Here is a 14,759-nt window from a genome sequence, read left to right on the forward strand (position 1 = left end):
ATCTGCGCAAAATAGGTCAAGAGGAACGTCGTACCGGCGCTCCTCCTTCAGGTCCGCCACCGGGGCTCCGCAGCCCGCGAGCACGAGGGGAAGAGCCCATGAGCGACGCAGTCTCCCAGCACGGCTTCACCGCTGCCCGACGGGGCTACGCGCCCGAGCAGGTCGATCGGGCGCTGGCCGCGCTCACCGCCGAACGGGACCACGCGTGGGAGCAGCTCAGCGTGCTCGGCGCCGGCCTCCGCGAGATGGAGAAGCGGCTGGACGAGGTCACCCGGGCCGCCGCCGACGCGCCCGATCCGGACTTCGCGCTGCTCAGCGAGCAGGCCGTCAAGCTGATGGGCATCGCCCAGGCCGAGGCGGTGGCCGTCCGGGAACTGGCGGAGCGGGCCGCCGAGGACGCCCGGGACGACGCGTACGAGGCCGGGCAGGCCGCCGCCGCCCAGGCCAAGGAGTTCGCCGCCACCACCCGGGGAGAAGCCGACCAGGCCGCCCGCCGGACCGACGAGCGGTCCAGGGCCGAGGCCGAGTCGCTCCGCGCGGCCGCCGACCGGGAGGCCAGGAGCACCCGGGACGGCGCGACCGCCGAGGCGGCCAAGATCCGGGTCGCCGCCGCCGAGGCCGAGGAGCAGGCCGAGGACAAGCTCGCCGAGCTGCGCCGCCGGGCCGACGAGAGCTTCGCCGCCGAGAAGGCCAAGGCGGACGCCGAGGACGCCAAGATCTCCGCGACCGCCGAGCGCCGGCTCAAGGAGGCCGAGCAGCACCGCGAGTCGGTGCTCGCCCAGATCAAGCAGGCCGACGCCCAGGCGAACGCCAAGGCCGAGGAGCTGATCGCGGGGGCCCGGCGCGAGGCGGAGAAGATCCACGCCGAGAGCGAGCGCGGGCAGCGGGAGTGGGCGGTCGAGATGGAGCAGGTGCAGCAGCACCTCGACCACATCAAGCAGACCCTGGCCGCGCTGACCGGTGCGGTGGTCGGCCAGATCGAGAAGCCGCCGGTGACCCCTGAGCCCGAGGCCGAGCCGAAGGTGGCGGCCGAGGCCGCAGCACCGCAGGACGCGCCCCGGGACCGGCCCACCGAGGTGCCCACCGCCGTGCTCCCGGTGACCCCGGCCGTCCCGCCGAAGCCGCCGGCCCCGCCGGCCGCTCCGGCCGGTCGGCCCGGCGAGGCCGAGACCCGGGTCATCCCGAAGATCGTGATCGTGGACGAGGGCCACGAGTACCCCAGCGAGGTGATCCGCCGGGGCTGACGGACCGTCGGCACGGACGACGGTGCCCCGGTCTCCGCAGCGGAGACCGGGGCACCGTGCCGTCCGGGGCCGACCGGGTCGGGCTCAGAGCACCTCGACGGTCGCACCCGTGAGCCGGCGGCGGCAGTCCAGGATGTAGCGGGCGTGCGTGGTGACCGCCTCGTAGTCGAAGTCGTCGTGGTCGGCGAGCAGCACCACCGCGTCGGCGGCGGCCAGCTCCTCGGGGGTGGCGTCCACCCGGCGGACGGCGGCGAACGGGTCACCGTGGCTGTCCGGCTCGGCGGCCCGCTGGCCGGGGATCACCGGGTCGGGCACGTGCACGCCGACCACCACGTGCGGGTCGGCGGCCCGGACCTCCGCCCCCATCCGGACCAGCAGCTCGGCCACCCGGGCGGCCGGGGTCTCCCGGGCGTCCCCGGTGTTCTTCTTGTACGCCAGGCCGAGCAGCAGCACCCTGGAGCCCTTGACCGACCGCTGACGGTCGTTCAGCGCCTCGGTCAGCCGCCGCACCACGTAGTCCGGCATGTGGCTGTTCACGTCGTTGGCCAGCTCGACGAACCGGAAGGACTGGCCGAGTGCCCGCTCCACCCGCCAGGACAGGTAGGACGGGTCGATCGGCAGGCAGTGCCCGCCGACGCCCGGCCCGGGGGTGAACCGCAGATAGCCGAACGGTTTGGTGGAGGCGGCATCGATCGCCTCCCAGACGTCGATCCCGAGGTCGTGCGCGAACATCGCCAGCTCGTTCACCAGGGCGATGTTGACGTGCCGAAAGGTGTTCTCCAGCAGCTTGGTCAGCTCGGCCTCCTTGGTGGAGGAGACCGGGACGGTGCGCTCGACCAGCTGGGCGTAGAAGCCGTCCACCGCCGCCAGCCCGGCCGGCGAGGTGCCGGAGACCACCTTGGGGGTGTTCTCCAGCTTCCAGGTCGGATTGCCCGGGTCGATCCGCTCCGGGCTGTAGCCGAGGTGGAAGTCCTGACCGGCCGTCAGCCCCGAGCCCTGCTCCAGCAGCGGGGCGAGCAGTTCCTCGGTGGTGCCGGGGTAGGTGGTGGACTCCAGGACCACGGTGGCGCCGGGCCGCAGGTGGCGGGCCAGCAGCCGGGCCGAGGACTCGATGTACGAGAGGTCGGGCACCCCGTCCCGCAGCGGCGTCGGCACGGTGATCACCGCGATGTCGAAGCCCGCCACCTCGGCCGGGTCGGCGGTCGGCTGGTAGGCCCCGCTCTCCAGCAGCGGCCGCAGCCGCGCCGCCGGGATGTCCTCGACGTACGACTCGCCGAGGGCCAGCCGCTTGATCCGCCTCTCGTCCACGTCGTAGCCGACCACCTGGTGCCCGACCTCGGCGGCCCGGACCGCCAGTGGCAGCCCCACGTACCCCTGGCCTGCGATCACGACGCGCATGACGAAGTACCCCCTCCATCGCGATTCACGGTGTCCCCACACCGCCTTCACACGAGAGAGTACGGAGCCCGGCCGGGCCGCGTGGGCCTTCGGGCAAAGTGGCGGGAACGGGTCCGGCCCGGCGAAAAGCCCCCGGAAAAGCCAGGTGCCGTGGCGCCCTTCAGGAAAGGGCACCACGGCTCCTCGAATGGGCGCGGGCGCCCCCACCCAGGGCCGCCCGGCCACGCACTCCGACCCCCATCGGGGTGCGTCTGCGCCACCACAGCCATCCCCCACGGTTGGGTGCGGCGGGCACGAACACCATCCTGCTCGACCACCATGGACGTGCAGTGACAGCAATATGTCGAGTTCGTGATCTGTGGGGCTCGGGCACCTGCGCTCCGGGCTCCGCCATCAGGGGCTCGGGGCTCTGCTGTCGTGCGGCTCCGCCGCGCGGGCGACGCCGACCCTTGCACGGTGATCCGTGCGTGGGTGGTCAGGCACTTTCGCAGGGATACCCGCCGGCCACGAACCGTCGCAGATCCCGAGCCCCTGGACCGTGGACGGCTGAGCACCTGCCCCGAGCCCCTGGCCCACCCTGGTTGCGCACCTGCAAAAGGTTGGTCACGGCGTAGTGTGGACACCCCCGGGCGCTCCGCGTTTCGGGCCGTTCGCGTTGCCCGGCCGGTCGCTCCGGTGCCGGGGCATTCCAGCCGTGGAGCCGAGAAGTATGAGCCTGTCCGGACTGCTCGATGTCGTCGTACGGGACGCCGCCCTCGCCGAGGCGATCGAGGCCGCGGCCGCCGGGCAGCGGCACCACCTCGACCTGGTGGGACCGCCCGCCGCCCGCCCGTTCGCGATCGCCGCGTTGGCCCGGTCGCTGGCCGGGAAGGCCGGGGAGCGGGGTCGCCCGGTGCTCGCGGTGACCGCCACCGGGCGGGAGGCGGAGGACCTGGCGGCCAGCCTGCGTTCACTGCTGCCGCCGGACGCGGTGGCGGAGTTCCCGGCGTGGGAGACGCTCCCGCACGAGCGGCTGTCGCCGCGTTCGGACACCGTCGGCCGCCGCCTCGCGGTGCTGCGCCGGATCGTCCACCCGCGGGCCGACGACCCGGCGGCCGGCCCGGTGCAGGTGATCGTGGCGCCGGTCCGCTCGGTGCTGCAGCCGCAGGTGAAGGGCCTGGCCGAGCTGGAGCCGGTGGCCCTGCTGCGGGGCGAGCAGCACGACCTGGAGCAGGTGGCCCGCAAGCTCGCGGCGGCCGCCTACTCCCGGGTCGAACTGGTCGAGAAGCGCGGCGAGTTCGCCGTCCGCGGCGGGATCCTGGACGTCTTCCCGCCGACCGAGGAGCACCCGCTGCGGGTGGAGTTCTGGGGCGACGACGTCGAGGAGATCCGGTTCTTCAAGATCGCCGACCAGCGCTCGCTGGAGATCGCCGAGCACGGGCTCTGGGCGCCGCCCTGCCGCGAACTGCTGCTCACCGACGAAGTGCGGCTCCGGGCCGCCGAACTGGCGGAGCGTCACCCGGAGCTGGCCGAGATCCTGGACAAGATCGCCCAGGGCATCGCGGTCGAGGGCATGGAGTCGCTGGCGCCCGTCCTGGTGGACGAGATGGAGCTGCTGCTCGACGTGCTGCCGCAGGGCTCGGTCGCGGTGGTCTGCGACCCCGAGCGGGTCCGTACCCGGGCCGCCGACCTGGTGGCGACCAGCCAGGAGTTCCTGCACGCCTCCTGGGTGGCGGCGGCGAGCGGCGGCGACCGTCCGATCGACATCGAGATGATCGACGTCTCGGCGGCCTCGCTCTGGTCGCTCGCCGACGTCCGGGAGCACGCGGCCGAGGTCGGCCTGCCCTGGTGGTCGGTCAGTCCCTTCGCCACCAGCGACTCGTCGGTGACCGAGATCCTGGAGTTCGACGCCAACACGCTCACCCTCGGCATGCACGCCGTCGAGGCGTACCGGGGCGACACCGCGCGGGCGATCGCCGACGCCAAGGAGCGGCTGAACGCGGAGTGGCGGGTCGTCATGGTGACCGAGGGCCACGGCCCGGCGTCCCGGCTCGCCGAGGTGCTGAGCGGCGAGGGCATCCCGGCCCGGCTGGTCGCCGACCTGACCGAGGCGCCGACCCGGGACGTGGTGTACGTCTCCTGCGGCTCGATCGAGCACGGCTTCGTGGACGAGCAGCTCAGGCTGACCGTCATCACCGAGACCGACCTGTCCGGCCAGAAGTCCTCCACCAAGGACATGCGCCGGATGCCGTCCCGGCGCCGGAACGCGATCGACCCGCTGGCGCTGGCGGCCGGCGACTACGTGGTGCACGAGGCGCACGGCGTCGGCCGGTACGTGGAGATGGTGCAGCGCACCGTGCAGGGCGCCACCCGCGAGTACCTGGTGCTGGAGTACGCCCCCGCCAAGAAGGGGCACCCCGGCGACCGGCTGTTCGTGCCGACCGACCAGCTGGACCAGGTGACCAAGTACGTCGGCGGCGAGGCCCCGACCCTGCACCGGCTCGGCGGGGCGGACTGGGCGAAGACCAAGCAGCGGGCCAAGAAGGCCGTGCGCGAGATCGCCGGGGACCTGATCAAGCTGTACTCGGCCCGGATGGCCGCGCCCGGCCACACCTTCGGCCCGGACACCCCCTGGCAGCGCGAGCTGGAGGACGCCTTCCCGTACGCGGAGACGCCCGACCAGCTGACCACCATCGCCGAGGTGAAGTCGGACATGGAGAAGTCGGTTCCGATGGACCGGCTGATCTGCGGCGACGTCGGCTACGGCAAGACCGAGATCGCCGTCCGGGCGGCGTTCAAGGCGGTGCAGGACGGCAAGCAGGTGGCCGTCCTGGTGCCGACCACGCTGCTGGTGCAGCAGCACTTCTCCACCTTCGCCGAGCGGTACGCCAACTTCCCGGTGGTGGTGAAGGCGCTGTCCCGGTTCCAGAGCGACTCCGAGGCGAAGGCCGTGCTGGAGGGCCTGTTCGAGGGCTCGGTGGACGTGGTGATCGGCACCCACCGGCTGTTCTCCTCGGAGACCAGGTTCAAGGACCTCGGGCTGGTGATCGTGGACGAGGAGCAGCGGTTCGGCGTCGAGCACAAGGAGCAGCTGAAGAAGCTGCGGGCCAACGTGGACGTGCTGACGATGTCCGCCACCCCGATCCCGCGCACCCTGGAGATGGCGGTCACCGGCATCCGGGAGATGTCCACCATCACCACCCCGCCGGAGGAGCGGCACCCGGTGCTGACCTTCGTCGGCCCCTACGACGAGAAGCAGATCTCGGCCGCGATCCGGCGCGAACTGCTGCGCGAGGGGCAGGTGTTCTACATCCACAACCGGGTCGAGTCGATCGACAAGGCGGCCGCCCGGCTGAAGGAGCTGGTGCCCGAGGCGAGGATCGCCACCGCGCACGGGCAGATGGGGGAGAACCTGCTGGAGAAGGTGGTGGTCGACTTCTGGGAGAAGGAGTTCGACGTGCTGGTCTCCACCACCATCGTGGAGTCGGGCATCGACATCTCGAACGCCAACACCCTGATCGTGGAGCGCGGCGACACCTTCGGTCTGTCCCAGCTGCACCAGCTCCGGGGCCGGGTGGGCCGTGGCCGCGAGCGCGGCTACGCCTACATGCTGTACCCGCCGGAGAAGCCGCTCACCGAGACCGCGCACGAGCGGCTGGCCACCATCGCCCAGCACACCGAGATGGGTGCGGGCATGTACGTGGCGATGAAGGACCTGGAGATCCGCGGCGCGGGCAACCTGCTCGGCGGCGAGCAGTCCGGGCACATCGCGGGCGTCGGCTTCGACCTCTACATGCGGATGGTCGGCGAGGCGGTGGCCGAGTTCCGCGACTCGCTGGCCGGCGGCGGGGCGGAGCCGGAGGAGGAGCCGCTGGAGGTGAAGATCGAGCTGCCGGTGGACGCCCACGTGCCGCACGACTACGCCCCCGGCGAGCGGTTGCGGCTGCAGGCGTACCGGTCGATCGCGGCGGTCAACTCCGAGGACGACATCGTCCAGGTCCGGGAGGAGCTGACGGACCGTTACGGCAAGCTGCCGGAGGCGGTGGAGAACCTGCTGCTGGTGGCGGCGCTGCGGCTGTACGCCCGGCGGTGCGGGATCGGCGACATCACGCTGGCCGGGGCGAACGTCCGGTTCGGGCCGGTGGAGCTGCGCGAGTCGCAGCAGCTGCGGCTGAACCGGCTCTACCCGCGCAGCCAGGTCAAGGCCACCGCCCAGCAGCTGCTGGTGCCCCGGCCGTCCACCGGGCGGATCGGTGGCAAGCCGCTGGTCGGGCGGGAACTGCTGGACTGGTGCCGGGAGTTCCTGAGCACGATGTTCGACGACCTGGCGGGCGCGAGGAGGTAGGCCCCCGGCCGCCTCGGTCGTCGTACGGTCGGTCAGCCCTCGGCGCCGGTCCGGCGGCGGGTGGCCAGCACCAGCGCGGCGCCGGCCGCGAGGGCGGCCGCACCGCCACCGACCTGCCACGGGAGCCCGGCGCCGCCACCGGTGGCGGCCAGCTCGGCCTGCGGGGCGGTGGTGGTCGCGGTGGTCTCCGTCGTGGTGACGTTCGCGGGCGTGACGGTGCCGGCCTTGTCCTTGGCGGCCTGCTCGGCGGCGGCCCGGTCCTTCGCCGCCTGCTCCTCGGCGGCCTTGTCCGCAGCGGCCTTGGCGTCCGCCTTGTCCTTGGCGTCGGCCTTCGCCCAGCCGGTGTTCAGGAAGGCGGCGATCAGCTCGTACGGACCGTTGAGAGCCTTACTTGCTCCGGCCTGCACGGCGGGGCCGCCGACCCCGGAGCGGCGGGCGGTCTCCACCCGGTCGTCCAGCTCGGCCTTTTCCCGGCCGCCGTTGAAGAACGCGCCGATCGCCTGGTGGTCACCGGACTCCAGCGCGGCCAGGGCGGCCTTCCGGACGGCCGGCCCCTCGGTCTCGGCGAGCCGGCTGACCGTCACCCGGTCGGCGCTCCGGGCCTTTCCGAGGCCGGTGGTCAGGAACTCCTGGATGGCCGCGGCGGTGTTCAGGTCCAGGGCGGCGCGGGCAGCCGCCTGCACCGCCGGGCCGCCCTCGCCGAGGGCCCGGGAGGCCCGCACCCGGTCATCCGTCAACTGGGCCGCGTACCGGCCGGTCCCGAGGAACTCCACCCGGTCCGCCGGGGTGCCGTCCATGGCCTTCTGGGCGGCCGCCATCAGGTGGCGCCCGGTGTTCTTGTCGCCGATGATCCGCAGGATCGCGACCCGGTTGTCCTCGTCCGCCTGGTCCGGCGCCGAGATCCCGGCCGGGGCCGGGGTGTCGGCGGCCGAGGCCGTGGTCGGGAAGAGGATCGCCGGGGCGAGCGCCACTGCCGTCAGGACGGTCGAAAGACGGGACAACTTCATTGAGCGGAACCCCCACCTGCACAAGATGATCAGAGGATCGAATGATAGTTCGCCAACGGTTCGAGCCCGCAACCGGGATTCGGCATCCGGAAAGCCATGGAAAGAAGCCTTTTGGCCCGCGTCGACACCCTTGGCCAAACGCCCCGGAGCTTGGAGACTGAGCACCGTCAGGAGAACCACGCGCACCCCACAACTCCCGGGAGCCCCACGTGATCCGCACCCGCTCTGCGCTCCGCCACGGCCGAACCGCCGTCGGTGTCCTGCTCGCCGGGGCCGGCCTGGCCGCCTGCGGTGGGGCCCCCCACCAGGGTTCGGCGGCCGTGGTCGGCGGCGCGCAGATCACCATCGCCTCGGTGGAGTCCCGGGTGGCCGGACTCCGGGACGCCGTCGCGGCCGAGTCGGGCGGCGAGCAGACCACCGAGCGGGCCGGTCTGGTCCGGCGCACGGTGGCCGAGCTGGTGCTCAACCAGGTGGTGGACCGGGCCCTGGCGGACCGTCAACTCACCGTCACCGAAGGGGAGATCGACGAGGCCAGGGCGAGCGAGGCCAAGCTGCTCGGCGGCACGGCCGAGCTCGAACGCGAGCTGCTGTTCAAGCAGAGCGTCCCGGCCGGTGACGTCTCCGCCTTCTACCGTCAGCAGTTGGGCATCCAGAAGCTCGCCGCCGCCCAGGGCAAGGACGCCCGCTCCGCCGAGGGCGACGCGGCGATCCGGGCCGCCCTCACCGACGCCGGGGCCAAGCTGAAGATCGAGGTCAACCCGCGCTACGGCCGATGGGACGTCCAGCAGATCGGCCTCACCAACACCGTCTCCGACTGGCTCCGGCAGCCTGCGGCCGGCGGCGCCTGACGCCGGCCCGGCCAGGTAGGTTCGAAGGGTGGACACTCCGAAGCTGATCCTGCTCACCACCACCCACCGGGTCGCCCCCGGCCTGCTCTCCTGGCCCGCTTGGCAGGCACTGCACGGGGCGACCCGGGTCCTCGCCGGGGACCAGGACCACCCCCAACTCCCCGCCGTACGCCAGGCCGGCGTCGAGGTGGAACTCGTCGAGCGCGACACCGCCCCGGCACTGGCCCGGCTGTTGACCGGCGCCGAGGGCACCGTGGTCTGGCTCGGCAGCTCCGACGGCGACCCCGGGCTCACCGACGCGCTGGCCCGGATCGCCGTCGAGGAGGCCGGCCGGGTGCCGGAGATCGAGCTGCTGCCCGGCTCCTACGACCTGCCCGGCGCCCGACTCCTCGACCTGGTCTCGGTGATGGACCGGCTCCGCTCGCCCGGCGGCTGCCCCTGGGATGTCGAGCAGACCCACGACTCGCTGGTGAAGTACCTGGTCGAGGAGACCTTCGAACTGGTCGAGGCGATCGAGGAGGGCGACCGGGAGACCTTCCGCGAGGAGCTCGGCGACGTCCTGCTCCAGGTCTTCTTCCACTCCCGGATCGCCGAGGAGGACACCGAGGAGCCGTTCTCCATCGACGACGTGGCGGGCGACATCGTGGACAAGCTGATGTACCGCCACCCGCACGTCTTCGGTGACGTCGAGGCCACCGGGTCCGCCCAGGTCGAGGCCAACTGGGAGCAGCTCAAGGCCGCCGAGAAGCAGCGCGACTCCATCCTGGACGGCGTCCCCGCCGGGCTCCCCTCGCTCGCCTACGCGGCCAAGCTGGTCTCCCGGGTCCGCCGCGCAGGCTTCACCGCCGTCCCCGACGCCCCGTACGCCCTCCCGACCGAGCTCACCCCGGAGTCGGCGGGCCGACTGCTCCTCGCGGTCGCCCAACGCGCCTATGACGCCGACGTGGACATCGACGCGGCCCTCCGAGGGGCGGCTCGCGCCTACCGCGACGACATCCGCTCCGCCGAAAGGTAGGCGGCTGCGGCTCCGCCGCGTGGGCGACGCCGCCTTTTTGCAGGTGGTCAGCCCGCTACGGAGTCAGGGGCTCGGGGCTCTGCTGTTGTGCGGCTCCGCCGCGTGGGCGACGCCAACTTTTTGCAGGTGGCTCGGCATCTACGGTCAGGGGCTCGGGGAACTGCGACGCCGGCCCCGTGCAAGGTGATCGTCGCGTAGGTGGTCAGGGACTTTCGCAGTGACCCGAGCGCCAGATCTCCTCGCAGTTCCCCGAGCCCCTGACCGTAGATGCCCGGGCGCCTGCCTACAGCGCAGCCCCTAGCCCCTGGGTAGTCGACCGCTGAGCGTCTGCCAACAGCGCAGCCCCGAGCCCCTGGACCGTAGTTGCCCGGGCGCCTGCCTACAGCGCAGCCCCGAGCCGCCTGCCTAGTGCGGGACGTGGATCCCGCGCTGGCGCGGGATGACCTCGCTGATGGCGTCGCCGATCTGGGCCAGGAGTTCGGCCAGCGGGTCGAGGTGGTCGGGGAGTTCGGCCAGCGGGAGGATGCGCTCGCCGTCGGGGCCCGCCACGCAGAACAGGTCGATCGGGCCGAGGTGCTCCGCGGCGGTGGCCACCAGCGCGGCCACGTCACTGGGCTGCCGGGCGTCGCCGCTGACGCCGACCACGGGGCAGCCGGGCCGGTCGAGTTCGGTGGCGAGGTCCTCGGCGACCCCGGGGCGCTGGTCGGCGATCAGCATGCCGGCGGCCCCGGCCGCCGCGAACCGGCGGGCCAGCTCGATTCCCGAACCGCCTTCGAGCACCGCGATGACCACCACTGCCCCGGCTACCCGCATGGCCTGCTCCTCCCAAAGAGCTACGCCCGGTGGAGCACGCCGCACCGGCGTCCACCGAGACCGTATCGGAGGATCGTAAGCACGCCACGATCCTCCGCAAGAGCAATTACCCGCCAGGTGACCCAGCTCACTCCTCTTGTGGCAGGTTACGGTGCACGACATGCCGGACACGTACCGAACCACCCAGCCGGAACTCTTCACCTGGGAGTTCGCCGCCGACCCCTATCCCGCGTACGCGTGGCTGCGCGAGCACGCGCCGGTGCACCGCACCACGCTGCCCAGCGGGGTGGAAGCGTGGCTGGTCACCCGGTACGCGGACGCCCGGCAGGCGTTGGCGGACGGGCGGCTGTCGAAGAACCCGGCGCACCACAGCGGGCAGGCGCACAAGACCGGCCGGGTCGGCATCCCGGGCGAGCGGCAGGCGGATCTGATGACGCATCTGCTGAACATCGACCCGCCGGACCACACCAGGCTGCGGCGGCTGGTGTCGAAGGCGTTCACCCCGCGCCGGGTGGCCGAGTTCGAGCCCCGGGTGCAGCAGCTGACGGACCGGCTGATCGACGACTTCGCGGCCCGCGGGTCGGCCGACCTGATCCACGAGTTCGCCTTCCCGCTCCCCATCTACGCGATCTGCGACCTGCTGGGGGTGCCGCCGGAGGACCAGGACGACCTGCGGGACTGGGCGGGCGCGATGATCCGCCACCACGGCGGGCAACGTGGCGGGGTGGGCCGGGCGGTGAAGCGGATCCGGACCTACCTGCTGGAGCTGATCCACCGGAAGCGGGCCGACCTGGGCGACGACCTGATCTCCGGGCTGATCCGGGCGAGCGACCACGGTGAGCACCTGACCGAGAACGAGGCCGCGGCGATGGCCTTCATCCTGCTGTTCGCCGGCTTCGAGACCACCATCAACCTGATCGGCAACGGCACCTACGCACTGCTCCGCAACCCGGCCCAGCGCGCCCTGCTGCAGGAGTCGGTGCAGCGCGGCGAGACGGCGCTGCTGGCCACGGCGGTGGAGGAACTGCTGCGCTACGACGGCCCGGTGGAGCTGGCCACCTGGCGGTTCGCCACCGAGCCGCTCACCATCGGCGGGGTGGACATCCCGGTCGGCGACCCGGTGTTGGTGGTGCTGGCGGCGGCCGACCGGGACCCGGCCAGGTTCGCCGCGGAGAACACCCTGGACCTGGCCCGCAAGGACAACCCGCACCTGGGCTTCGGGCACGGCATCCACTACTGCATCGGTGCCCCGCTGGCCCGGCTGGAGGGTCAATTCGCCCTGGCCACGCTGCTGACCAGGCTGCCCGACCTCCAACTGGCCGCCGAACCGGAGGAGCTGCGCTGGCGGGGCGGGCTGATCATGCGCGGGCTGCGGGAGTTGCCGGTCTCGTTCACGCCGGAGGTCACCGACCCGCACTGACGGCGTGTCGGTCAGATCTGATCAGGCGTGATCTGAGTACGCATCAATCTGGACATACCAGTATGGTTTGTGGACGACCCACAGCGCAGCGTGATTTCTGTGTGATCTGTTCGACATAAGCTTGTGATCCATCGGGTCATCTGCTTACTCTCCCTGGTGTTCGCAGCTGCGAACCCCGAGCGCGGAACGCCGAGTCCTGCCCGCCGCGCTGCCGGGACACCGACCAGACCCTTGGGCAGGGGCGGGGGACCCAGGTAAGTCGCCGTCCCCCACGGCTTGGGGTGAAGCCGCCAGCAGTGGCGGCCGGGCCACCTCCCGGTCCGAACCCGACAGCTCACCTCGCAGGCGTGCGGAGAGGGACTTCTTCATGCTCTTCACCGGTTCGGGCCGTCATCGTCGTCGTACGCAGACCGAGAAGGCCATCGCCGTGGCGGGTGTCGCGGGCGTCGGCCTCGCACTCCCGCTGCTGACCGCCACCGGCGCGCACGCCGCCCCGGTCGACACCTGGGACAAGGTCGCCCAGTGCGAGAGCGGCGGCGACTGGGGCATCAGCACCGGCAACGGCTTCTACGGTGGCCTCCAGTTCACCCCGAGCACCTGGAAGGCGTTCGGCGGTCAGTCCTACGCCCCGCAGGCCAACCAGGCCAGCAAGGGTCAGCAGATCGCGGTCGCCGAGAAGGTGCTCGCCTCGCAGGGTCCCGGCGCCTGGCCGGTCTGCTCCGTCAAGGCCGGTCTGAGCAAGGGCGGTTCGGCCGCCCAGGTCGACACCTCGGCCGGCAAGTCCTCCCGCTCGGAGACCCGTACCCCGGCGCCGAAGGCCACCCCGAAGGCCGCCGCGCCGAAGCAGGAGACCGCACCGAAGCCCGCCACCCCGAAGGTGGACGCGCCGAAGGTCAGCACGCCGAAGCACGCCGCCCCGGCGCCCGCCACCGGCGGATACACCGTCAAGTCCGGCGACACGCTCTCGGACATCGCCGCCGCGCACGGCCAGGACTGGCAGCAGGTCTACCAGGCCAACCGGTCCACCATCGGTGGTGACCCCGACCTGATCCTGCCGGGCCAGCTGCTCAAGCTCGGCTGACGCGGAACTCCCGCGACACTCCGTCAGCAGGGGCCGTACCGCTTCCGGGTGGTACGGCCCCGTTTACGGTCATTCAGGTGAACTACCGATGAGTAGCCCGGCCACACGGTGAGACGGGACCAAGGTCAGCGTGGCCCCGGGCTCCGGTGCGGTTAGGCTCTGGTCGTAACGACAACAGATCCCGCTTCCGTCAAGGAGATGCCACGTGCCGTCCATTGATGTCGTCGTAGCCCGTGAGATTCTCGACTCCCGTGGCAACCCCACGGTCGAGGTCGAGGTCGGTCTGGACGACGGCAGCACCGGCCGTGCCGCCGTCCCGTCGGGCGCCTCCACCGGTGCCTTCGAGGCCCTCGAGCTGCGTGACGGCGACAAGAACCGCTACTTCGGCAAGGGCGTCGAGAAGGCCGTGCTGGCCGTCATCGAGCAGATCGGCCCGGAGCTGGTCGGCTACGACGCCACCGAGCAGCGGCTGATCGACCAGGCCATGCTCGACCTGGACGCCACCCCGGACAAGTCCTCGCTCGGCGCCAACGCGATCCTCGGTGTCTCGCTCGCCGTGGCGCACGCCGCCTCCGAGGCCAGCGACCTGCCGCTGTTCCGCTACCTCGGTGGCCCGAACGCGCACGTGCTGCCCGTCCCGATGATGAACATCCTCAACGGTGGGTCGCACGCCGACTCCAACGTCGACATCCAGGAGTTCATGATCGCGCCGATCGGCGCGGAGTCCTTCTCCGAGGCCGTCCGCTGGGGCGTCGAGGTCTACCACACGCTCAAGGGCGTGCTGAAGGAGCGCGGCCTCTCCACCGGTCTGGGCGACGAGGGCGGCTTCGCGCCGAACCTCGACTCCAACCGCGAGGCGCTCGACCTCATCGTCGAGGCCATCAAGAAGGCCGGTTACACCCCGGGCAAGGACGTCGCGCTCGCCCTGGACGTCGCCGCCTCCGAGTTCTTCAAGGACGGCGCCTACCAGTTCGAGGGCAAGGCGCTCTCCTCCGCCGAGCTGATCGCGTACTACGCCGAGCTGGTCGCCGCGTACCCGCTGGTCTCGATCGAGGACCCGCTGGACGAGCAGGACTGGGACGGCTGGAAGGCCATGACGGACGAGCTGGGCGACAAGGTCCAGCTGGTCGGTGACGACCTGTTCGTCACCAACCCGGTCCGCCTGGCCCGTGGGATCGAGACCGGCACCGCCAACGCGATGCTGGTGAAGGTCAACCAGATCGGTTCGCTGACCGAGACCCTGGACGCCGTCGAGCTGGCCCAGCGCAACGGCTACCGCTGCATGATGTCGCACCGCTCCGGTGAGACCGAGGACGTCACCATCGCCGACCTCGCCGTCGCCACCAACTGCGGCCAGATCAAGACCGGCGCCCCGGCCCGCTCCGAGCGCGTCGCCAAGTACAACCAGCTGCTGCGCATCGAGGAGATCCTCGACGACGCCGCCGAGTACGCCGGCCGCGGCGCGTTCCCGCGCTTCAAGTCGGCCGAGTAGTCACACCAGGACGTCGGGCCCGCCGGTCGGCGGACTGACACACAGGCGTCTGCACCGGTGCCCCGGCCCCCACCCCGTAGGGTGGAGGGCCGGGGCACCGGCGTGTGATCAGGAGGG

10 protein-coding genes and 1 riboswitch are annotated in these 14,759 nt (G+C 71.9%); of the genes, 7 read left to right on the plus strand and 3 right to left on the minus strand.

Annotation, left to right across the window (positions count from 1 at the left end):
- The first annotated feature begins 98 nt into the window (after positions 1-98).
- Entirely contained in the window at positions 99-1,244 is a 1,146-nt protein-coding gene (locus tag ACIRPK_RS30855) for a hypothetical protein (protein WP_403044525.1), read from the plus strand.
- Between the two features lie 84 nt (positions 1,245-1,328).
- Here ACIRPK_RS30855 and ACIRPK_RS30860 read toward each other — a convergent pair whose 3' ends face one another.
- A complete protein-coding gene (locus ACIRPK_RS30860) occupies positions 1,329-2,642 on the minus strand; it encodes a nucleotide sugar dehydrogenase (RefSeq protein WP_403044528.1) in 1,314 nt (437 codons plus the stop codon).
- 709 nt (positions 2,643-3,351) lie between these two features.
- Between ACIRPK_RS30860 and mfd the strand changes: the two genes are divergently transcribed.
- A complete protein-coding gene (mfd, locus tag ACIRPK_RS30865; RefSeq protein ID WP_403044530.1) occupies positions 3,352-6,966 on the plus strand; it encodes a transcription-repair coupling factor in 3,615 nt (1,204 codons plus the stop codon).
- A 32-nt stretch (positions 6,967-6,998) separates the two neighbouring features.
- On the opposite strand, the gene ACIRPK_RS30870 is transcribed toward mfd, so the two are convergent.
- Positions 6,999-7,973, minus strand: coding sequence for an ALF repeat-containing protein (locus ACIRPK_RS30870; protein WP_403044533.1), 975 nt, complete (start codon positions 7,971-7,973; stop codon positions 6,999-7,001).
- 209 nt (positions 7,974-8,182) lie between these two features.
- Between ACIRPK_RS30870 and ACIRPK_RS30875 the strand changes: the two genes are divergently transcribed.
- Both ACIRPK_RS30875 and ACIRPK_RS30880 read left to right on the plus strand, forming a co-directional pair.
- Positions 8,183-8,821 (plus strand): hypothetical protein, encoded by a 639-nt coding sequence (locus ACIRPK_RS30875; protein WP_403044535.1) that lies wholly within the window; start codon positions 8,183-8,185, stop codon positions 8,819-8,821.
- Positions 8,822-8,849: 28 nt separating this feature from the next.
- Entirely contained in the window at positions 8,850-9,836 is a 987-nt protein-coding gene (locus tag ACIRPK_RS30880; protein WP_403044538.1) for a MazG family protein, read from the plus strand.
- A 405-nt stretch (positions 9,837-10,241) separates the two neighbouring features.
- Here ACIRPK_RS30880 and ACIRPK_RS30885 read toward each other — a convergent pair whose 3' ends face one another.
- On the minus strand, positions 10,242-10,649 hold the full coding sequence (locus ACIRPK_RS30885; RefSeq protein WP_403044540.1) for an SDR family NAD(P)-dependent oxidoreductase: 408 nt from the start codon (positions 10,647-10,649) through the stop codon (positions 10,242-10,244).
- A gap of 160 nt (positions 10,650-10,809) precedes the next feature.
- Between ACIRPK_RS30885 and ACIRPK_RS30890 the strand changes: the two genes are divergently transcribed.
- The 3 genes from ACIRPK_RS30890 (at position 10,810) to eno (ending at position 14,642) form a co-directional block, all read left to right on the plus strand.
- The gene (locus tag ACIRPK_RS30890) at positions 10,810-12,069 is read left to right on the plus strand and encodes a cytochrome P450 (RefSeq protein WP_403044542.1); all 1,260 of its coding nucleotides are present in this window, start codon (positions 10,810-10,812) and stop codon (positions 12,067-12,069) included.
- A 211-nt stretch (positions 12,070-12,280) separates the two neighbouring features.
- Positions 12,281-12,431: riboswitch (cyclic di-AMP (ydaO/yuaA leader) on the plus strand.
- A 5-nt stretch (positions 12,432-12,436) separates the two neighbouring features.
- Positions 12,437-13,150 (plus strand): transglycosylase family protein, encoded by a 714-nt coding sequence (locus tag ACIRPK_RS30895; protein WP_403044545.1) that lies wholly within the window; start codon positions 12,437-12,439, stop codon positions 13,148-13,150.
- Positions 13,151-13,355: 205 nt separating this feature from the next.
- The gene (eno, locus tag ACIRPK_RS30900; RefSeq protein WP_403044548.1) at positions 13,356-14,642 is read left to right on the plus strand and encodes a phosphopyruvate hydratase; all 1,287 of its coding nucleotides are present in this window, start codon (positions 13,356-13,358) and stop codon (positions 14,640-14,642) included.
- Positions 14,643-14,759 lie beyond the last annotated feature (117 nt).

The sequence above is a fragment of the Kitasatospora sp. NPDC101801 genome, assembly GCF_044766665.1.
Taxonomy (GTDB): domain Bacteria; phylum Actinomycetota; class Actinomycetes; order Streptomycetales; family Streptomycetaceae; genus Kitasatospora.